This is a genomic window from Psychrobium sp. MM17-31, from assembly GCF_022347785.1.
In the GTDB taxonomy this organism is placed as follows: Bacteria; Pseudomonadota; Gammaproteobacteria; order Enterobacterales; family Psychrobiaceae; genus Psychrobium.
Map to the genome: position 1 here is coordinate 373,171 of NZ_JAKRGA010000004.1, position 20,463 is coordinate 393,633.

At 41.9% G+C, this 20,463-nt stretch carries 18 protein-coding genes and 1 pseudogene; 13 read left to right on the forward strand and 6 right to left on the reverse strand.

Going from position 1 to position 20,463, the window contains the following annotated elements:
* Positions 1–190: 190 nt before the first annotated feature.
* Both elbB and MHM98_RS14345 read left to right on the forward strand, forming a co-directional pair.
* A complete protein-coding gene (elbB, locus tag MHM98_RS14340; protein WP_239440043.1) occupies positions 191–847 on the forward strand; it encodes an isoprenoid biosynthesis glyoxalase ElbB in 657 nt (218 codons plus the stop codon).
* Between the two features lie 1,623 nt (positions 848–2,470).
* Positions 2,471–2,776: a hypothetical protein gene (locus tag MHM98_RS14345; protein ID WP_239440044.1), complete on the forward strand. Its 306-nt coding sequence runs from the start codon at positions 2,471–2,473 to the stop codon at positions 2,774–2,776.
* Here the strand turns inward: MHM98_RS14345 and MHM98_RS14350 are convergent.
* A complete protein-coding gene (locus MHM98_RS14350) occupies positions 2,773–3,420 on the reverse strand; it encodes an HD domain-containing protein (RefSeq protein WP_239440045.1) in 648 nt (215 codons plus the stop codon). The genes MHM98_RS14345 and MHM98_RS14350 overlap by 4 nt on opposite strands.
* A gap of 36 nt (positions 3,421–3,456) precedes the next feature.
* On the reverse strand, positions 3,457–4,857 hold the full coding sequence (gene rmuC, locus MHM98_RS14355; RefSeq protein ID WP_239440046.1) for a DNA recombination protein RmuC: 1,401 nt from the start codon (positions 4,855–4,857) through the stop codon (positions 3,457–3,459).
* A 174-nt stretch (positions 4,858–5,031) separates the two neighbouring features.
* Between rmuC and MHM98_RS14360 the strand changes: the two genes are divergently transcribed.
* The 3 genes from MHM98_RS14360 to MHM98_RS14370 are packed head-to-tail and all read left to right on the forward strand — an operon-like array spanning position 5,032 to position 6,613.
* Positions 5,032–5,376, forward strand: coding sequence for a YajD family HNH nuclease (locus tag MHM98_RS14360; RefSeq protein ID WP_239440047.1), 345 nt, complete (start codon positions 5,032–5,034; stop codon positions 5,374–5,376).
* 9 nt (positions 5,377–5,385) lie between these two features.
* Positions 5,386–5,916, forward strand: coding sequence for a GNAT family protein (locus MHM98_RS14365; RefSeq protein ID WP_239440048.1), 531 nt, complete (start codon positions 5,386–5,388; stop codon positions 5,914–5,916).
* Between the two features lie 13 nt (positions 5,917–5,929).
* A complete protein-coding gene (locus MHM98_RS14370; protein ID WP_239440049.1) occupies positions 5,930–6,613 on the forward strand; it encodes a hypothetical protein in 684 nt (227 codons plus the stop codon).
* Here MHM98_RS14370 and MHM98_RS14375 read toward each other — a convergent pair.
* On the reverse strand, positions 6,610–7,335 hold the full coding sequence (locus tag MHM98_RS14375) for a divalent cation transporter (RefSeq protein WP_239440050.1): 726 nt from the start codon (positions 7,333–7,335) through the stop codon (positions 6,610–6,612). The genes MHM98_RS14370 and MHM98_RS14375 overlap by 4 nt on opposite strands.
* A 36-nt stretch (positions 7,336–7,371) precedes the next feature.
* Between MHM98_RS14375 and MHM98_RS14380 the strand changes: the two genes are divergently transcribed.
* Positions 7,372–8,322 carry an ion transporter gene (locus MHM98_RS14380; protein ID WP_239440051.1) on the forward strand — a complete coding sequence of 317 codons (951 nt, stop codon included), beginning with the start codon at positions 7,372–7,374 and terminating at the stop codon, positions 8,320–8,322.
* On the opposite strand, the gene MHM98_RS14385 is transcribed toward MHM98_RS14380, so the two are convergent.
* The gene (locus MHM98_RS14385; protein WP_239440052.1) at positions 8,319–8,696 is read right to left on the reverse strand and encodes a hypothetical protein; all 378 of its coding nucleotides are present in this window, start codon (positions 8,694–8,696) and stop codon (positions 8,319–8,321) included. The genes MHM98_RS14380 and MHM98_RS14385 overlap by 4 nt on opposite strands.
* A 15-nt stretch (positions 8,697–8,711) precedes the next feature.
* The gene (locus tag MHM98_RS14390; protein WP_239440053.1) at positions 8,712–9,602 is read right to left on the reverse strand and encodes a LysR family transcriptional regulator; all 891 of its coding nucleotides are present in this window, start codon (positions 9,600–9,602) and stop codon (positions 8,712–8,714) included.
* A gap of 131 nt (positions 9,603–9,733) precedes the next feature.
* Here MHM98_RS14390 and MHM98_RS14395 point away from each other — a divergent pair.
* Positions 9,734–10,690: pseudogene (locus tag MHM98_RS14395) on the forward strand (alpha/beta hydrolase).
* Here MHM98_RS14395 and MHM98_RS14400 read toward each other — a convergent pair.
* Positions 10,677–11,579, reverse strand: a complete 903-nt coding sequence (locus MHM98_RS14400) for a LysR substrate-binding domain-containing protein (protein ID WP_275441610.1) — start codon at positions 11,577–11,579, stop codon at positions 10,677–10,679. The pseudogene MHM98_RS14395 and the gene MHM98_RS14400 overlap by 14 nt on opposite strands.
* A 101-nt stretch (positions 11,580–11,680) precedes the next feature.
* Here MHM98_RS14400 and MHM98_RS14405 point away from each other — a divergent pair, with 101 nt between their 5' ends.
* The 6 genes from MHM98_RS14405 to MHM98_RS14430 all read left to right on the forward strand — a co-directional run bounded on the left by MHM98_RS14405 (position 11,681) and on the right by MHM98_RS14430 (position 20,434).
* On the forward strand, positions 11,681–12,382 hold the full coding sequence (locus tag MHM98_RS14405) for a pirin family protein (protein ID WP_239440054.1): 702 nt from the start codon (positions 11,681–11,683) through the stop codon (positions 12,380–12,382).
* A gap of 39 nt (positions 12,383–12,421) precedes the next feature.
* Positions 12,422–12,829, forward strand: a complete 408-nt coding sequence (locus MHM98_RS14410; protein WP_239440055.1) for a GFA family protein — start codon at positions 12,422–12,424, stop codon at positions 12,827–12,829.
* A gap of 88 nt (positions 12,830–12,917) precedes the next feature.
* A complete protein-coding gene (locus MHM98_RS14415; protein ID WP_239440056.1) occupies positions 12,918–14,144 on the forward strand; it encodes a multidrug effflux MFS transporter in 1,227 nt (408 codons plus the stop codon).
* Positions 14,141–14,722 (forward strand): aminodeoxychorismate/anthranilate synthase component II, encoded by a 582-nt coding sequence (locus MHM98_RS14420; protein ID WP_239440057.1) that lies wholly within the window; start codon positions 14,141–14,143, stop codon positions 14,720–14,722. Before MHM98_RS14415 ends, MHM98_RS14420 begins: the two co-directional genes overlap by 4 nt.
* A gap of 272 nt (positions 14,723–14,994) precedes the next feature.
* Positions 14,995–17,745, forward strand: a complete 2,751-nt coding sequence (locus MHM98_RS14425; protein WP_239440058.1) for an Ig-like domain-containing protein — start codon at positions 14,995–14,997, stop codon at positions 17,743–17,745.
* The gene (locus tag MHM98_RS14430; RefSeq protein WP_239440059.1) at positions 17,717–20,434 is read left to right on the forward strand and encodes a hypothetical protein; all 2,718 of its coding nucleotides are present in this window, start codon (positions 17,717–17,719) and stop codon (positions 20,432–20,434) included. Before MHM98_RS14425 ends, MHM98_RS14430 begins: the two co-directional genes overlap by 29 nt.
* Positions 20,435–20,463: the final 29 nt, after the last annotated feature.

A 20,463-nucleotide genomic window follows, 5' to 3' on the forward strand; every position in this document is an offset into this window, starting at 1 on the left:
ATCATCAATTGATGAATTATTGACCGCGTTTTTTGAGCCGGAGCGTTAATTTAACAGATTGGATTTTTATTACCAGTATTAATTTAAAAAAAGATCATTTTATTTTTAATTGACGATCCTTGGCTTTGATCTTTTGCGTTAAATTGGTTTAATAACGGCAGCAATTTTACCGACAAATTAAGGGATCTTTATGAAAAAAGTAGCGGTGATCTTATCTGGATCTGGCGTTTATGATGGCGCTGAATTACAAGAGAGTATTTTAACTTTATTAAGCCTTGATCGCGCAGGTGTGTCGATTGAATGTTTTGCACCAAATAAAGCACAGCATCACGTTATTAATCACTTAACGGGCGAAGAAGACACGTCTGCGACACGCAATGTTTTAGAAGAAGCTGCGCGTATTAATCGTGGTGATGTGAAAGATTTGACGACTTGTGTAGCTAAAGACTTTGACGGTCTTGTGGTTGTTGGCGGTTTTGGTGTTGCAAAAAATCTATCGAACTTCGCATTTGAAGGTACCGCTTGCCAAGTGGATGAAACTGCTCTGGCAGTATTTAAAGATTTTGCGACTTTATCGCGTCCTTCGCTATATATGTGTATTGCTCCTGCGTTATTACCGGCGGTTTACGGTGAAGGTGTTGAGCTAACTATCGGCAATGATCCTGACACCATTCAAGCTATTGAGGCGATGGGCGGTAAACATATCGAGCGCACTGTTGAAGAGATTGCGGTTGACGAATCACGCAATGTGATTTCTACACCAGCCTACATGTTGGCGCAATCAATTTCACAAGCTGCTTCTGGTATCGAAAACGGCGTTGCGCAGCTAGTGAAGATGATGAAGTAATTCTATCTATTAAGTGCTTACCGAAACCGCGAGCCATGCTTCGCGGTTTTTTATGAACTGTTTCTTTTTTGGTGTATCTACTCGTCAACGAAAAGGAGTGGTGCTCATTTCAATACATATTCCGTAAACTCGCCGTAAAAACGTCCCTGTTGGCTCAATTTTTCATCCGTGAAAAATAATGTTTACTCCATATATATCGAAGTAATTTGAGAGCAATGCTTTGAGTGAGCCGGATAGAGAGAGCATAAAGCAATGTCACATCGCGCAGAGTGTGACGATTTTAACGTTGGATAAAAAAGCGGCCGCGTATACCGAAGTATAGCGGCCTAAATAGCAATGTGAGCAATAGTCGTGTGCATCAATACCGTAAACATTGATACACAACAATGAAAGCTGATAACAGACTGCGTTACTAGATTCATCGTCAGGAGATGTGTTTCGTAAAACACGTGTTAATAATAATCATTCTCATTTGTGTGTCAACCTTTTATTTTGAATAAATTTCATATTATTTATTAAATTCATTTAAGAAATTGAATTTTAAGGCTTTATATTGTCTGTCAAAAAGGAATATTATTTCGGACATCAAGCAGCGATGAGTGGAAAACTGCTGAGGATGATAACTAGAGCAATTTATATAATGGAAAAAATGGATATGACTAGCGATAGCGCTGGCGAGTTGCACTGCAAATGAAGAGTTGGATCTGGGGTAAAAAAGAGGCCGCATATACCGAAGTATAGTGGCCCCCTAATTATTAGAAAGTATAGCAATGTCACATTGCACCGAGTGTGAAGTTTTTGAAAGAAACAAAAAAAGAAGCCGCATATACCGAAGTATAGTGGTCCCCTAATTATTTAGAGAGCATAGCAATGTCACATTGCACCAAGTGTGAAGTTTTCGAAAGAAATAAAAAAGAGGCCACGACATTGTGAACGATGAAGTGGTCCCCTAATTATTAGAGAGCATAGCAATGTCACATTGCACCGAGTGTGAAGTTTTCGAAAGAAACAAGAAAAGAGGCTACGACATTGTTAAAGATGAAGTGGCCCCCTAATTATTAGAGAGCATAGCAATGTCACATTGCACAGAGTGTGAAGTTTTTGAAAGAAGCAAAAAAAGAGGCCGCATATACCGAAGTATAGTGGCTCCTGAACAGTAGCAAAGAGTATAGCAATGGAACATTGCCCAGCGCATTTAATTGGTGAAGATACATAAAAAAGAGGCCGCATCACGATGTTTTGTGAGCGGCCCGAATAATAGCAATGTGAGCAATAGTCGTGTGTATCGACACCGTAAATATCAATACACAACAATGAAAACTGATAACAAACATCATTATTAGATTCATCGTCAGGAGATGTGTTTCGTAAAACACGTGTTAATAATAATTATTCTCATTAGTGTTTGTCAACACTAAATGTTAATTATTTTTTTAAATTTCTAGTTAAAAGAAAATAAAGGAATTTATATCTATTAAAAACAATGGCTTGGTTGGTTTGCGATTGCTAAATTTTTTTATATTTACAAGTAAGCGCAGCGGATATTGCTATTTAGTGTTTGTGCCTCGTTGCTTCTCGATTTAAGGTTAGAATTATTTTTTGATCAATCAAGGAATTTGCGCGATGGATAATCAGCAAAAACAACGCATTATTGAAGAAAGTTGGCAGCATCATAATGAAATTGAGGCAGCTTATTTAGCGTTAGATATTAGTGCCAAAGACGAGGAGTGGCCTGAGAAACAACGACTTTTGCTTGCTGATATGGCGTTGCACTTATTACAAACTGCGTTAAATCCTGAGCAATTGGATGACGAAAAATTGAGAAACAATCTTTACGCCATCCTGACCATTAGCGAGCTCTACCTTCCTGATGCCGATCTGGCACACGCCAAAGAGAAAGTGCTTTCTTTGATGCCAAGCGACGATTAAAACGTTGGTGAGGCTCCTGTTTCATGCGCTAATTGGCTTAGATATTGTCGCATGAACTGCCATCTAGCCTGAGCTTCAGACAATCCAGAAGGGGTTTTCATCGTATCTACGAGCCCTTGCAGCTTGACAAAGAAGTGATCGATACAGAAATTTTTGTCATCTAATTCGCGATCTTTGGCGAAAGGGTCTTTGGGATCATACAGCTCGCTGCCCCAAGTCGCGCCTAACATAACACAACGTGATAATCCTATTGCGCCTAATGCATCAAGTCGATCGGCATCTTGAACAACTTCAGCTTCTTTGGTCTGCGTTGCAATATTGGCACTGTAACTATGGGCGGCAATGGCGTGATGGATAGCATCGAAATATTGGCTTGGATAATCAACCTCTTTTAAAAACTCAATTGCACGATCGGCACTAAATACTGAGCCTTTACTACGATCTGGTGAGTCTTTAGGCACATTAACGCAATCGTGTAACCAACATGCTGGTAGCACAATGGCTAATTCTGCGCCCTCAGATTGAGCGAGTGAAATACCACTCGCTACAACGCGTTTGATATGAGCGAGATCGTGGGCGGGATCAAACGCCATTTGTTGTTCAACAAATTGTTGAAAGATAGGTTGCCATTCTAGAGTTTTCATTGCTATTTCTTGTCTTTTTCTTACTTTTTAGGATTTTTAATCGTTTTTTGTTGGGAGGCTAAGATCTTGTTCAAGCTGTTCATCGGCGTGTTCCGTTAGTTGTGAATTAATTGGCTTTTTCACCTCAACGCCAAGTTGCTCGAATCCTTGCACCTGACCAATGATATTGCCTTTGCCTGTAGTGAGCTTTTTGATGGCGGATTCTACACTGTGATTCGCTTTATTGATATGTGCCGACACGCTTAGTAGATCATCGCCAAATAAGCGGATTTTATCGTAGAGTTTACTGGCTTTGTGCGCGATAAGCTGTGCATTCTTGTTTTGTTGGTCGATACGCCACAAGTTGTGAATAGTGCGCAATGCCACCAATAGATTGGTTGGGCTGACTAACATAATATTGTTATCAAGCGCGTAACTTATAAGGTTTGGCTCATGCTCAATTGCCAATAAAAATGCGGGCTCAATGGGGATAAACAACAACACATAATCAAGGCTACGCAGTCCTTTAAGCTGATGGTAATCCTTTTGTCCAAGCTCCTTTATATGGGAACGCAATGATTGAATATGCTCTTTCAGGGCGACTTGCTGGGCCAATTCGTCATCTGTATTAAAATAGCGTTCGTAGCCTGTTAGCGAGACTTTAGAATCGATGATGATGTCTTTGTTATCAGGCAAATGCACTATGACATCGGGTCGATAAGCTTTGCCATCTTCATTGCGGTGCTGCCCTTGTGTTTGATATTCATGACCATCGCGTAGTCCCGACTCTTGCAGAATGCGCTCTAAGATGACTTCCCCCCAATTACCTTGTTGTTTGTTATCGCCTTTTAGCGCTTTGGTAAGGTTAATAGCATCTTGTGCCATTTGTTGATTGAGTTGTTTTAGGCTGTGTATTTCGTGCTTTAATTCGTGGCGCTGTTTCGTTTCGGCGTCGTGACTGTGCTGAACTTGCTGCTTAAAATCGCCTAACTGCGCCTTTAATGGAGCTAAAATCGCATCTATGTTACGTTGGTTAGCTTTGGCAAAATCTTCGCTTTTCTTTTCCAATGTTTGTTGGGCAAGGTGAGAAAATTGATTTTTAAGCGCTTCTTCATTGGCTTTAATCAATGTTAATTGCTGCTCATGAGCCGTGATAAGTTGCTGCTGTGTCGCGCTAAGTTCGCTTACTTTGGCAACAAGATTCAATTTGTCTTCGTTTAAACTCGCTGCTTGCTGTTTGTAGCTATCGCAATCGACATGAAGTTTGTCGATAACATCATCGCTGTGATCGAGTTGCTGCTGTAGCTGTTGGAGCTGGGCGTCACAAATTGCTTGTTGCGCTGATGAACTCAGGCTCGCTGCTCGTCGGAAAAATAGATAGCTGATGACTGAGCCAGTTAAAGCTCCCACAACAAGGGCTGGAAGATATTGATTGAATAGCGGCCAGAAGGATTCCATAGAATTGCAATTTAGTGAATGAGTGTTTCGATAATAGCCCAGATGAATTGCTTTGGTAAGTCGTGGTTTATTAGTCGTTTAAACAATGTTCTTCAAGATAAGTTAAGCTAAACAACGCTAGCCAAATCTAATGAGGGGCGTAGAATGATCTCACCATCGATGTTGAGGTCAATTATGTCTGCTGATTTATATGGCACATCAGCCAAGTACAAACGCGAAGAACAAGGCTATCGCGATAAAGCGTTAAAGCTATTTCCTTGGATATGCGGCCGCTGCGCCCGAGAATTTGAATACTCTGGCCTAAGGGAATTAACTGTTCATCATATCGATCACGATCATACCAATAATCCGCAAGATGGCAGCAATTGGGAATTACTTTGTCTCTATTGTCACGACAATGAACATGCTAAATATACTGAATATGAGCAGCATCCGACCCGTGTCGATGCTGGCGATAATAATCAAGATTTAGCTACCTATAATCCCTTTGCCGATCTTAAAAGTATGCTTAAAAAATAAGGAAATTCTGTGCTTATTCAAACCGACCTTGTCACACTGCGTCCACTTAATGAAAACGACGCCCAAGAGTTTTATTTATGGTCACTCGACCGCGAAGTGACTAAATACAGTATTTCGTCTTACGCTTACCCACAGTCTCTGTCCGATATTGAAAAGTGGTTGGCGAGTATTAATGCGAGCAATAAAACCGTGTCACTGGGCATTTGTTGCCCTCAATCTAATAAGCTTGTTGGCTACGCAGGAATTACTTCAATCAGCGCCTTAAATCGCTGCGGCGAGTATTTTATTTTGATTGGCGATAAGAGTTATTGGGGCAAGGGCATTGCCACCGAAGTAACCAAGTTGATTACCGAATATGGCATTAAAACCCTAGGATTAAACCGCGTTGAATTAACCGCCTTTGCTGAAAACCCTGCTGCGGTTAAAGCCTATGAAAAAGCGGGCTATCAACACGAAGGTGTCCTTCGCCAAGCAGGGTTTCGCGATGGCCAATTTTACGACAAGGTTATGATGGCGGTGTTGGCACAAGATTGGATATAACTCTTACTCGGTTATGAAAGTAATACTACTGCCAGGCTTAGATGGGACTGGACTACTATTTAACGAATTACTGGCATTTCTGCCTGATGATGTCGATTACGATGTTGTAGTATTAGATGAACTAGTTGGTAATTCAATTATTGAACATGCCCAAATGTTAGCGAGCAGATACGATGACTCTGAAGAGTTATTAGTAGTGGCTGAATCGTTTTCTGGTCGGTTAGCTTACGAATTGGCGCTACTAATCCCTCAGCAGATTAAGCACTTAATTTTTGTAGCTAGTTTTATATCGCGCCCGATTGGTATTGCAAGCATTGCACATTATCTCCCTTCCTTCGCATTGACAGATAAGCCACTTAATCGATTCATGTTAAAACTATTGGGCTTTGCTAACTTATGTCGAGATAAGCAACTCAATGCTGTTTTTAAATCACTATCGATTGCTGAATTTTCCAATTTAAGATGGCGGTTGCGCCAAATAAGTAAAATGAGAAAAGTCACACGAAAATTGTCTGTGGGAGCGACTTACATTAGACCAAGTAAAGAGTATCTCGTTGGAATAAATGCGGTTAACCATATTGAAGAAACATTTCAATCATTTGACATGCGAGTACTAGATGGTGGGCATTTTATTGCCCAGTCTCAGCCACAAAAATGTGCACAGATAATTTTGGAAAAATTAGATACGGTTCGTTAACAAACAACACTCATATGTCCCAATAATCCCAATAGAAAGCCCAAGGTCGCGCCCAGTGTTGGCAGCCAATGACGTTCCAATTTAGCCTGTGGCGCGATGTCTTGAAACACTGAATACAAAATACCGCCTGCGGCAAACAGCATTATTGATGAGATCGCGTAAGGCTGCTCAGCAAGCCACCAATAACCGATAACGCCTGATATTGGGCCAATTAACGCCATTAACCCGAAAATTGTGATGATTTTAAGTGAGCTTAATCTCGAACTTTGTTTTAGCTCATTATAGGCGTTGAATCCTTCTGGTAGATTTTGCAACGTCATTAATAGCGCTAATAAGAATGCACTGGGGCTGCCTAAAGCGACAGCTGTGCCAAGTGCTAGCGCTTCAGGAATAAAATCACTCAGCATAGCGACTAATTGGCTAGCTGTACTCTTGAATTTATCAAGGACAATATCAATTGCCATAAAAGCGATGCTGCCAGATAGAAAGAAAAGGCTGGTGGATAGGGGACTGTGATGCTCAATACCTTCTGGCACCAAAATCAAGGCGACAGCCGATAATAATGCGCCGCCACCAAAAGCTATTATGGCGTGTTTTATTTCACTGGTATGCCAATGTAAAAAACGGTTCGATAAATTAGCCGCAATAGCGCCAGCAGGCATTGCCAGCCCAGCGAGAAGCGTGAATAATAACAGGCTAATAAGTGGCTGATTTTGAATCATAATCAAAGTCCGACAAGCTTGAGGAAAAGCGATTATATGAATATTACTGCACAGCGACGTAATGTATCACAATTATTAGAATTTAACGCAAGCAGTAGCACGCGAGCGCGATTGTTTGATGTTGCTATGGTATTGCTTATTATCGCCAATGTCGTTGCGATTATGCTTGAATCTGTGGTTTCAATTGAAGAAAAATATCGTACAGAGTTTTGGATATTTGAGATCGTCTCCATCATCATCTTCACCATCGAATATGTGTTGCGAGTTTGGTCGTGTCCCGATATTGAAGAGGGGAAGTATAGTGATGATTTTAAAGGCCGCTTGAAGTATATGCGTTCTATCCCCGCACTAATTGATTTAGCTGCTATTGCGCCTTTCTTCTTGAGTCTATTCTTTGTTATCGATTTGCGTTTCCTTCGCGTATTCCGCGTGTTCAGAATCTTTAAACTGACGCGTTATTCGAACGCAATGACCATGCTGCTGCGGGTGCTGCGAGAAGAATCTAGCTCATTCTTTGCGGCATTTTCTATTTTAACCATCGTGCTAATCACCGCTGCCAGTGGTATTTATTTGATAGAACACGATGTTCAGCCGGAAGCATTCGGCTCAATTCCCGCGGCTATGTGGTGGGCAACGGCCACGTTAACCACCGTTGGCTATGGCGATGTCACACCAATTACACCGCTTGGTAAACTCTTTGGCGGCTTAATTACCGTGGTTGGTATGGGAATGGTAGCACTACCAGCAGGTATTTTGGCATCTGGATTTTCGGCGCAATTAAAGAAAAATCGCAGCCTTTACCGTCATAAACTCATCGAATCGCTGCAAGATGGCGTTATTGATGCCGATGAAAAACAGCAATTAGATGTCTTACGCCGCGAACTAGGTATTACCGAACAAGAAGCACAGAGTTTGTTGTATACCCACAATCAGCAACGACAAACTCATCATAAAAAATGCCCACATTGTCATAAGGATTTGGATTAATTTGAGTCAGATTCCTCGACTTCTAAGTATTTCAAAAATCTATACCTGACACGAGTCGACGATTTCTTTTCCAGTTTACGTAATTGCACGCGACGATTTAGTTTCATCGCGATAGAATTAGGCATAAACACTCGAACAACTTTACCTGTGTTGTCTAGATTCACAAATAGAATGTTGGTGTGTCCCTCGTCGTGTAGTAAAGCCGTTTTATTGACGGATAAGCCTGTCACATTACTGCCAATGATGTCGTTGGGATTTTTTATCCAGAAAATCAAAGCGCAGATACCAACTACTAGAATTGCAAGTAGCAGCTTGGTAATGTTTTTACTCAAGCCTTGCTCGGCATCTAATTTGGCTTTGGTTTCTGGTCGCATTGATAGTCCTGTCTATTAAACGTCACTCGCTGACTTTGCTATTTCCATAAAACTATCAATATAGTCGATGGCTAAATCGCTTTCGCGTACGCCGATGAAAATCTGTTTATCGATGCCGCTTTTTCCTAATCGCACGGAGGTGATTGGTAACTGGCTTTGGTATTGCTCGGCTAGCCAACGGGGCATGGCGGCGACACCGCGATTACTTGCGACCATTTGCAGGATGATATCTGTGGTTTCAATGGTTTTGTGTTTACGAGGGCTGCATTTGGCAGGCATTAAAAACTGACTAAAGATATCTAATCGCTCGACCTCTACTGGGTAGGTGATAAGAGTTTCATCACTTAATTGTGGCGGCTCGATGTGTTTTTCGTTGGCTAACGAATGCTCATTGTTAACCACTAATACCAATTCGTAATCAAATACTGGTGTGTAAACCAAGCCGCGTTTGTACAGTGGGTCTGGTGTAACTAATGCATCGATATCATAGTTGAATAGAGCGCCCATGCCGCCAAATTGAAATTCTTGTTTGACGTCGACATCGACATTTGGCCATTGATTGAGATAGGGCGATACGACCTGCAATAACCATTGATAACACGGGTGGCATTCCATGCCGATTCGCAAAGTACCTCGCTGACCATGGGCATATTGGCTCATTAGTTGTTCGGTGTATTCAATCTGCGGAAGTACGCGATTGGCTAGTGAGAGGATTGATTGACCCGCTTGAGTTAATCGCAAGCGACGGCCGTCTTTTTCCCACACTTTGATGCCCAACTGAGACTCTAATTTTTTAATGGCATGGCTTAACGCCGACTGTGTTAAAAAGAGCTCGTCAGCAGCTTGAGTCAGCGTACCGGAGCGATCAACTTGGCGAATAATAGCGAGGTGGGTGCGATCTATCACTGCATTTCCTATGAGTAAAATTCATTAATTGGAGCTGTTATAGCACTTTTTATGATGTAATTTATAATCTTTTTGAAAGTATTACCGTTAGCAACTATTTTTAGGGGACCACTCGACAAGGAGAATTGATAATGCTGTTTATTACCAATCGTGCGCCTAAAGGATCTTTTAATACTGTTATTAACCAGCCGTTTGAGTTTGATTTAGACAATAACGCGCCGGCCAATTCGGTGTATTTTTGTCAGCGTAATTGTGAAGATGATTACGAAGAAATTGGTTCACAGAACTTGTTGGCGTTATTGAAAGAAAGCTCGGCGCAGCAAGTGCTTTTATTAATCCATGGTTTTTCTAATTTACCTGAGCCAGATATTTTTCCCCGTGCGTTAGAGTTGCAGCAGCTTTTTGATCAGCAGTCGCCTAATCTTGTGCAAGTTGTGCCGCTTATTTGGCCGTGTGACAACGATTTGGGGATTATTAAAGACTATTGGGATGATCAGAAGTCCGCCGATGCGTCAGCGCCAGCTTTTGCTCGCGTGTTACAGAAATTTATGGCGTGGTGAGATAGTGCACCAGAAGATGCGCCATGCTTAAAACGTATTAATGTATTGGCTCATTCAATGGGCAATCGCGTATTGCGTGAAACCCTGCGCTGGTGGGATAAATACGACATGGCCGATGGCGTGCCACTGATGTTCCGTAACACCTTTATGGTGGCGGCTGATGTTGTCAATGAATCACTCGAAAAGACTGAATCTGGAGCATTGATTTCGCAAGCCTCTCGTAATGTTAGCGTTTATTATGCCAGTGATGATTTAGCGCTGCGTGCCAGCAAGATATCTAATTTAAAAAACAAAATTGCGTCGCGCCGTTTAGGTCACACTGGGCCGGAAGACATGAGTAAGGTCGCCACCAATGTTTATGCCTTTGATTGTGACGACTTTAATAATAAATACGATATGCCCAAAGGGCACTCTTACTTTCTAACCGATCAACACGGGCAACCGGGCAAGGTGTTTAGCAATATCTGTACGGCACTAGAGAAAGGGCGTGTTGAGTCTAAATCTGCTAGCCGTATCAATGTGCTGTAGCTAACAACATCGAGACTAAGCGGGAAAGGCCCTTGCCGTGGTTAGCGGTTTTCCAAGCAATGTGTATCGGCATTGCTTCGCTGGCCACTTCTAACTCTAGTTCAATTAACTCTCCTGTTTCTAATTCATTTTTAATTCGCGACTTTGGTAAATAGCCAGCGCCGATGCATGCTTTAATGGCATTGCATTTGTAATCGATAGTTGGCACAAAAAAGTGACGACTTTGCTCGAATACGCCAAGGTTTCTTTGAATCGAATTTACTGCGCTATCGTGAGTGACTACGGTTTGAAAGTTCGCTAATTCAGATGCGCTGATAGGTTGTGGTAAACGGTTAAGTGGGTGGGAATGGTGCACTACAAAGATGTTTTGCATTGTTCGCCATTCTCGCGCACTAATGCCTTGTTGTGTTGGTATGGGCAAAGCTCCGCCAATGATAAGATCGACGCGATCTTCGATCAGTGCTTCCCATGTGCCGTTAAGCACTTCCTCGCTAACATCGATTTCGATGGTTGGATGTTGGGCGATAAAATCCTTCAGCACGATAAATACATCGCTACTGTCGACGATTGAATCGATGGCGACCCGCAATTTCGGCTCCCAACCATTGGCGATAGTCTTGGTTTGTACCGCCAGTTTATCGGCTGCATCGAGCATAATGCGCCCTTGAGTCAGCAAGTGCTTCGCCGCTGGCGTCAATACGCTGCGCCGTCCATGACGTACAAACAAGGTAACATCGAGCTGCTGTTCTAGCTTTTGTACGATATACGACAGCGCTGATGGTACTTTATCTAATTGCTCTGCCGCTTTAGCAAAACTGCTTTGCTTGTCGATAGCATCTAATACAACTAAGGCTTCTAAGGTAATAGGTGGCGAAAAGTTTATCGTCATAAATGTTCAAAAATTTTGAATAGATTGAGCTTAATATTCCTGTTATTCGTTTTATGCGCAAGTTTTATGATGGTTTTATCATTCGAAATTGGAGACATATTATGATTAATCACATTAGTTTTTCGCAATTAGGCAAGGCTAACCACGGTTGGCTGAATGCTAATCATCACTTTAGTTTTGCCCGTTATTACAATCCACAGCGTATGGGCTTTGGTGCGTTGCGGGTGATCAATGACGATGCCATTGCGGCCCAAACTGGGTTTGATGCTCATCCTCACGACAATATGGAAATCATTACCTATGTCCGCAGTGGTGCCGTATCTCATCGCGACAGCATGGGAAACCAAGGTGTTACCAAGGCTGGTCAGGTGCAAGTGATGAGTGCCGGAACGGGTATTGTTCACGAAGAGCATAATCTAAGTGATGAAGAGTTAACGCTGTATCAAATTTGGATTGAGCCTAAATCACGTAATGTGAAGCCGCAATGGGGTACTAAGAACTTTCCGACAACGCAATCGAGTAAATTACCGCTATTGGTGTCAGGGTTTGAAGAAGATAAAGATGCGCTTTTTATCCACCAAGACGCTCGTATTTATGGCGGAAAAGTGGCTGCAGGCACTGAGTTTGAACATAAGATCGATAATCAAGCTTATGTGTTAGCGTCCAGCGGCGAATTTGCGCTTAATGACAATGGTAAAGAAGTGACCATGAATAAGGGCGATGGGGCAGAGGTAACCTTGCAAAAATCTGTAACAATTCGCGCCTTGTCTGATAGTGAAATAGTCATTATCGATACGCCGTAATTGCGTTATGATGCTTGCTCTATTCGACGAGGAAAAATCATGATTACAGGCAAGTGTTTATGCGGTGAAGTTCACATCGAACTCAATGGCGATATTAGCGATATCATTCATTGCCATTGTTCGTTGTGTCGTAAAAACAGCGGTACTGCATATGCCACCAATGGTTTTGTTAATGCCGCTGACTTTGAGGTGGTGAAAGGCAAAGAGCGCTTGAGTGTATTTTCATTCAAGCCGCGACGTTATCGCTACTTTTGCGAAAACTGTGGTTCGCCAGTGTATAGCGCCAGTGATGATGATCCTACGCGCTATCGTTTACGATTAGGAATTATCGATAGCGATATTGATGCGCGTCCAATATCCCATAATTTCGTTTCTTCTAAAGCGAATTGGGAAGATTTAGATGCCGACTTACCGCGCTATGATGGCTTTGAGCCCGCACGCAGTTAGTGGCAAAACATTATTTCTAAATAACAGGCAATGGCGCATGGGATTTCTGATAGAATAACGCCTCGAAAATACATCTGAGAGCACTATCTTGCACGCGCCAGTTCAACAGCAAAAACCTAACATCGAATTTATCTCGCTAATGGCCTTTATGATGTCGTTAGTTGCTTTGTCTATTGACGCGATAATGCCCGCGATGACGATGATTGAATCGTCGTTAAACCTTACGCCCTCACAAGATATTCAACTGGTTATTTCCTTGGTGTTACTAGGCCAAGGCATTGGCCAGCTGGTGTTTGGTCCTCTCTCGGATACCTTTGGCCGCAAACCCCTTATTTATGCAGGTTATGCAGTATTTCTTGCGGCAACCTTGGTGTGTATGTGGGCACCAACCTATGAATCTTTGCTAATTGCACGCTTTATTCAAGGCTTTGGCCTTGCAGCGCCGCGAGTCCTCACCATGGCGATAATCCGCGATAAATACGCTGGGCCACTTATGGCGCAAGTGATGTCGTTTATTATGGTGTTCTTTATTTTAGTGCCAATGATTGCGCCGTTGATTGGCCAAGGTATTTTATTAGTTGCCGACTGGCATACGATTTTTGCAGTGATGTTAATACTTGGCATTATCTCGCTGATCTGGTTTGCAATTCGTCAGCCAGAAACACTGGCAGATGAAAATCGTAAAGCGTTAAAACCGAGCGTGTTGTGGAATACCTGTAAGGAAGTGTTCACCACCCCAGTGTCCATGGCTTATACCTTAGCTGCTGGTATTTTGTCTGGCGCATTTATTTCCTATCTAGCCAGTGCCCAACAAGTTTTCGGGGGTACTTATGAATTAGGTGAGTACTTCGCGTTGTACTTTTCAGGCTTGGCGTTGGTTTACGGTTTAGCATCGTTTTTTAACGGTAAACTTGTGGTGCGCAAAGGCATGCAGTTTATGGTGTTTCGCGCTTTTTATGTGCTGGTGGCTTCATCTGTGATCTTCATGGCGACAGTAATCTGGCAAGATTATGCGCCGCCCCTTAGTTGGGTAACTTTCTATTTCGTGGTTTCCTTTGCTAGCGTCGGCGTGCTTTTTGGCAATTTAAATTCATTGGCAATGGAGCCGCTTGGTCACCTCGCCGGATTCGGTGCAGCTGTTGTCGGCGCTGTATCAACCTTAACTGCGGTGTCTATTGCATTGTTTATCGGTTCGTTATTTGATGGCACGATATGGCCGCTGACATTAGGATTTTGTGGGTGCAGTATTGTGTCGGCTGTTGTAGTATTCGCCATCGAGCGATTTAGAACTTCGGAAGAAACCAGCCAGTCATGATTTTAGTGTTAGATAACTATGACTCTTTTACCTACAACATAGTCCAATATTTTCAGCAGCTTGGTCATCAAGTTGAGGTTGTGCGCAACGACGAAGTGTCGCTTGAACAAATAGAAGCAATGAGGCCGGACTACCTAGTGATTTCGCCAGGACCGTGTACGCCAAACGAAGCGGGAGTTTCACTGGATGCCATCGAGTATTTTGCCGGTAAATTACCAATTCTCGGAGTGTGCTTAGGTCATCAAGCAATGGCACAAGTTTTTGGTGGTGACGTTGTGCTGGCGCATAAAGTAATGCATGGCAAAACCTCATTAATCGATCACGACGGTAAAGGCGTTTTCACCAATCTGCCAAACCCGCTGCGAGTTACTCGCTACCACTCGTTAGTTGTTGAACCGTCAACCTTGCCAGATTGTTTTGAAGTCTCTGCTACTGTTGCTAGCGAACAAGGGCAAGAAATTATGGCTATGCGTCATAAAACCTTGCCAATTGAGAGTGTGCAATTCCACCCTGAATCAATTTTAACCGAGCAGGGACTGATATTGCTGAAAAATTTTCTCGATACACATGTAAAATAATTGTTTAATTATTTCGTAGTCAATAAGTAGCTAAATAGCGCACATATAACAAACCAAACCTATAAGCCTTTCAATGTAAAAATATATTCCATTCAGCTCGCAAAATGGAACTTGAAAAATTGTACTTCGAAGTACAAGCCTGAAATAACAAATTTTTAACCTTTTGAGTTTGTCATTTTTTTTGTGAACTTGCTGCATTGTTATTCTCAAAAAAGAGAGTATGATCGCGAATCCAAATGATAGTCATTCTCAATTGTGAAGGAAATTTAAGGATGCGTAAAATACTCCCGTTGTCATGTATTACCATGGCGTTGATGCTTGCTGGTTGTGGTGGTTCATCAAATAGCATTTCAGTTGAAAACATTGATGCACAGGTTGTTGAGGATAAAACGTATGAACATACGTTTGCCGACCTTGACAACAAGACCCCAGTAGTTACTGGCTTAGCTAGCAATGGTAACGTTCAAATTACCACTAGCGGATTTAATTACGTACCTAATGCTAACTTCAACGGTGCCGACTCAGCAACGATAGAAGTGGGCAAAACTCGTTATACAGTGCAGTTCACCGTTACCGCTGAAAATGATTTGCCGACAATTGCAACTACAGATATGGAAGTTGGTGCTTCTAGCGAAATTCAAGGTCAAATATCTGTTGCAGATGTTGATGATGAAGATGTTAAAGTGGCGCTTAAAAAAGCTCCTGAAGTAGGCGATTTAACACTAAATGCAGATGGTAGTTTCGTTTACAAAAATGACGATCTAACTTTGCCGAGTTTGAGTTTCGAAGTGACTCTAGATGATGGTCATGGTGAGACTGTTGATTTTACGATCAATTTATCAGCTGCCTATGACTCTAACGAAGACAAGGCAAATTATTACTACGCGTCAAATAAGTCGCACCTTAAACAAGCCGAGTCTCGCATTGCTGCAATCAATGATGATGCGTTAGTGGTTGAAGCCTATACTGCAATCGCGCAGGGTTACGCACTTGCATCATTAGATGATCAAGTGGCGATAATCTTTGATAATAAAATTACTCTTCAACGTCAAAAAGCTGATTTGGCTTACGGGCTAGCTTCAACTTATCATCGACTAGGTAAGGCAGAATTAGCGTCGCAATATCTAGATAAAGCACTTCAATCATTACTGACCTACTTGGCCGATATCGGTGTTGAAAATATGGCTAGTGCGGACCGTAAGTTGGTTATTAATCTTTACCGCAATTTCCGAGATTTTGGGCAAGGTGCTTCACTAGATACGGCGCTAAACTCCCTCAACTTTATTATTTCACAGGCGAGAACCGAGGAATATTCAGGATCTTATTCAGGCCTTGTATTAGAACAGCGCAATGTGATTAGAACACTAGCTGATCAATATTTACTATTGGCTGATGATGACCTAACAAAGCAACCGTTTGCTGAGCAAATTGCTAAAGAACTAAAACTGTATGTTGAACAGGTTAAGGGAATTGCTCCGCGCTTTACAACGATTAATGACGTGCCGGACCAAGCCTTCCACTCAATTGCTGCTGTGCGTTTAGGAGATGCAATACCACTAGCAATAGCAATTAACAACTTCGATCTCGCAAAAGATTTCTTAGCGCAAACAATTGCATACTACGGTGACGCAAACTATGACAGTGAGTATCAGTATCCTGCCGATCAACATGCTGCGAATACACTAGCGCGCCATCGTTATGCGCTAGCCGACGCGGTGACATATTTTGATCTCCTATATCCAAATGCAGCAGAAAATGCAGCGTTACAACTACATGATTTTGAACTTTCGACAGATCGAAGGCTAAAAAATGATATTGTAAATGAAAAGCTTATTACGGATGCGGTGGCTTCTATTAGTAGCGGAAATTCAGTTACACAGGCATTAGAGCCTATTACACAAGCTTCACCTGACAATCCTTATATTCAGCAAGATTTGTTAACTAAACGTTCTCTTGTTACGCCATCCGTATCTTCGTTTTTATTTGGTTTAAGCAATGATGAAAAAGCATTGGACGTTGTGACTGCGAGCCTTAATTTAACATTAAGTGAAGAACTGGTTGTTGAAAAAACAGGAAATCATTTACATACCTTAGGCACATCAGGTTGTTACAAGATTGCTAGTATTTATCTGAAAAAAGGATTACTCGATCTGCAAAAGGCTGCTGCTCAGCGTTGTCACGATGAAATGTACGTTAAATATTACGCACCTTATTTTGCAAACAATGATTCACCGTATCGACCACTTGATCATGATAAAGCAGTTTTTGCACAGGCTGATTTGTTCTTTGCTGCTAGGGATAACGCAAAAGTTGCTAAATTGTTGACCGATACTGAACAATTTATCGCTAGACGTGACTTTGATGAACAAGTTGATTTGTATGCTGAATACGGTAACCGAGCGATGGCTGCTGGTCAATTTGAGTTGGCATTAAAATACTTTGAGCAAGGGAAAACACTCATCTTAGAAGATGAAAGCTTAACAGGTACAACGGCTATTCGAACATTTTCTGATTTTAATGAATTAATCAATTTATACGATGAATACAATTCTAAGTCTCTGACTTATAGTGCGGAAAATGAGTTGCGTCGTCGCGGTTATAACGATGAGAAATACGCCGATTACTTAAAGCAATTACGCGACATCGCAACCGCTGTTAATGACAAGATGGCTACCATTTTAAAAGCGGAATCGGATAGCAATCGCCTGAGATACGGTGATGACGTAGTCGAGTTATTGGCGAGTAACCGACAGTATAGTGCGGCACAGCAACTGGTGAGTGATTTGGAGCTAGGGGAAGCAGATAGTAACGAACTATTAGTGCTTATCTCTATGATTCAGGCGCTGCAAGAAGATTTCCCAGGTTCGTTAGTCGCTTCAATTGACTCTGATAACGATGGTAAAGCGAACTTTTTTGCTATTACAGCAACTGATGAGGACAAAGAAAACACCGATATCGAACTAGACAACGATGCAGATGGAGACGGTATTGCCGATGAAGACGATCCAACGCCACTTGGCTAATATCGGATTGTTAATGATAATCACCTTGCCCGCTTATGGGCAAGGTGATGACATTAAGAATTACCTAGCACAAAACCCGCGTGCTAAAGACTCTCTTGCAGTGTGTCATAAAATTTCTAATGTCGAACAAGGATCAGTTCTAACACTAGCGCAACAGCAAAATGTACTTACTTGCCTAAAAAAGAAAGTCGAAACAATTACAGTTGTTGGCCGTCAATGGCTGCCGCAAGAAGTTGAAGTTACTGGTCAATATACGCTATCGCGTGACTTTCTCGATCGCAGCGCCATTGGTAATGGCAACATTACTGACATGCTAACTATTCTACCCGGTATTCAAGGCAGTGAAGACAGTGAGGGAGTTGAACAGCAAGCAGAGCTCAAGAGTAAGTTGATATCTATATCTGGTGGTCGTCCATCAGATACGGGATTTTTTATCGATGGCATGTCAAACAACTCTGCGATTAACCCTGATGCAACCTCATTGTCGGTAAACTCTATCGATGAAATACAGGGGCATCCGCAACAGACATTTGTCAATCAAGCAGTCGTTGGGCAGGTAAAGGTGTTTGATTCAAACATTCCTGTTGAATACGGTGGTTTTAGCGGAGGGGTCGTTGATGTTGTCTTAAGAGATGAGCGTGAGAGCCCATCATTTCGATTTGACTATCGTACGTCACGAAGTGAATTCAACGAATATCGATTGATTGACAATATAGTGCGTCAGCAAGCGGAAGAAGAGCAAATAATCGATATTCCGATTGAACCTGATTTTAAAAAGACCAACTTAAATATGGTTGCCAGTCAGGTATTAGATGAGCATCACAGTATATCTATGGCTTTGTCTCGTACTGAGTCTAAGATAACTACGGTTTCGTTATTAAAGCCTGTCGTCACATCTAGAGAGTCGGCTAATTATAGTCTCGGCTATTCGATGCGTAATTTGTGGTTGGATAAATTATCTCTACGTATTAATCACAGTCCTTATCAGGGAAACCATATTCGTAAAGACGTACTAAATTCTGATTTCTCGATTAAAGGCGGTGGTACTTTTGCGTCGCTTCGCGCTAATCACAGCTGGTCATTATTTGATTGGAATGCGAGTTTGCGATATGGCGAAAGCGATAATTCACGCCGCGCACCACAGTACTATTTACCTTGGTTTAGAGCTAAAGGAAAGGAGTGGGGAATAGACTCAATTGCTCGTCCTTTGAGTAAAGAAGGCGGGTATGGTGATTTAGATAAAGAGCAAAAAACACTATCTTTGACACAAAAGTTTTTATTAAACGACATTGAGTGGCTTGGTCTAATTCATGAGCTGTCCTTTGGCCTAAACTACGATCGAAGAGAGCTGACTCGCCAACGACCTAATGCTGCGATCGATTATAGTATGCCGCTAGAAGATGGCAGTATAAAGTGTGGTGATGCGACATTAGATTGTATTGAACAAACCTATCAAGTACCGCTTGATGAATTAGCTCAGCAGCTCGGCGGCGTGCTAGATTTACGTAATCCTGAACACTTTAAGCGTTATCAAGATAATATTATTACTCGAGGCCAATTTTTTAGATCGCGACGTGTATATCCGCTTGAAGACATCAATGTTACGACCAATAATTTTAACGCTTGGTTACAAGACCGCGTTGAATTGGGAGCCTTACGGCTAACTCTTGGGTTAAAACTAGATCGCAATCAGTTTTTAAAGCAGTGGAATATAGCACCTCGTCTACATGGAGGCCTCGATCTCTTTGGCGACGAAGAATCTCTGTTAGTATTTGGGGTAAGTCGCTATTACGCTAACGATATGATGAGTTACAAGTTAAAGGAAGCAAAGCGTGGATATGTAACCCAGTATCGCCCAGTGTATAACGGAATTGTTCAGCCATGGACTAATTCACTACAAGAATTGCCATATCGCTATTTATATGAAAACTTGAGTACGCCATTTAGTGATGAATTGACACTTGGCTTGAAACAAAAGTTGTTTGGTGGAGTATTGTCATTAACTGCAGTACATCGAGATAGCAAAGATAAAGTGGTACGCGGTGATTCCTATGTTAGAGATGGGTACACTTACATTGTTCAATCGAATAACGGTGAAGCAACTCACAAGCGACTTTCTCTATCTTATTCTATCGCCTTTGAGAATCATCAATTGATGTTCAATACGAGTAAAACGGAAAATACCAGTAATGGTGAAAGTTCCGAATTACCTGCTGAAGTGATTCCTAGCGATGAGCGCGTATATATTTATACACCGCCTAATACTTATAAATTAGTGTCGCAGAGTTCTTTAACTCAATTACAAGATAATTTCAGTAGACCCATTACTGCCAACTTGTCGTTATCTAGTCAATGGACTAAAAATCTTCGCAGTAGTCTAAGTGTTAGTTATCGCGGGCGTTATGAAAGTATGGAGTATACAGGGCTCGATTATACAGCAAACTTAGGTAGTATTACCGAGCCAGGTGAGGAAGCCTATCCTGTATTCCAACAGACTCGTAAACCGGCGACTACGCGCGTAAATGGCAAGGTGTCATATGATTATGACATTTCAGCCAAACAATCACTGCGTCTTAGTTTAGAGGTTGCTAATTTGTTGAACAAACGCACTTATCAAGTGGGTTTAAATCAAATTGGATTAGAGACCGGTCGCAGTTTTTGGCTAGGTCTGAGTTATAATTACGATTAATCATCACCTTGGGTGAGCACAACAGCCAA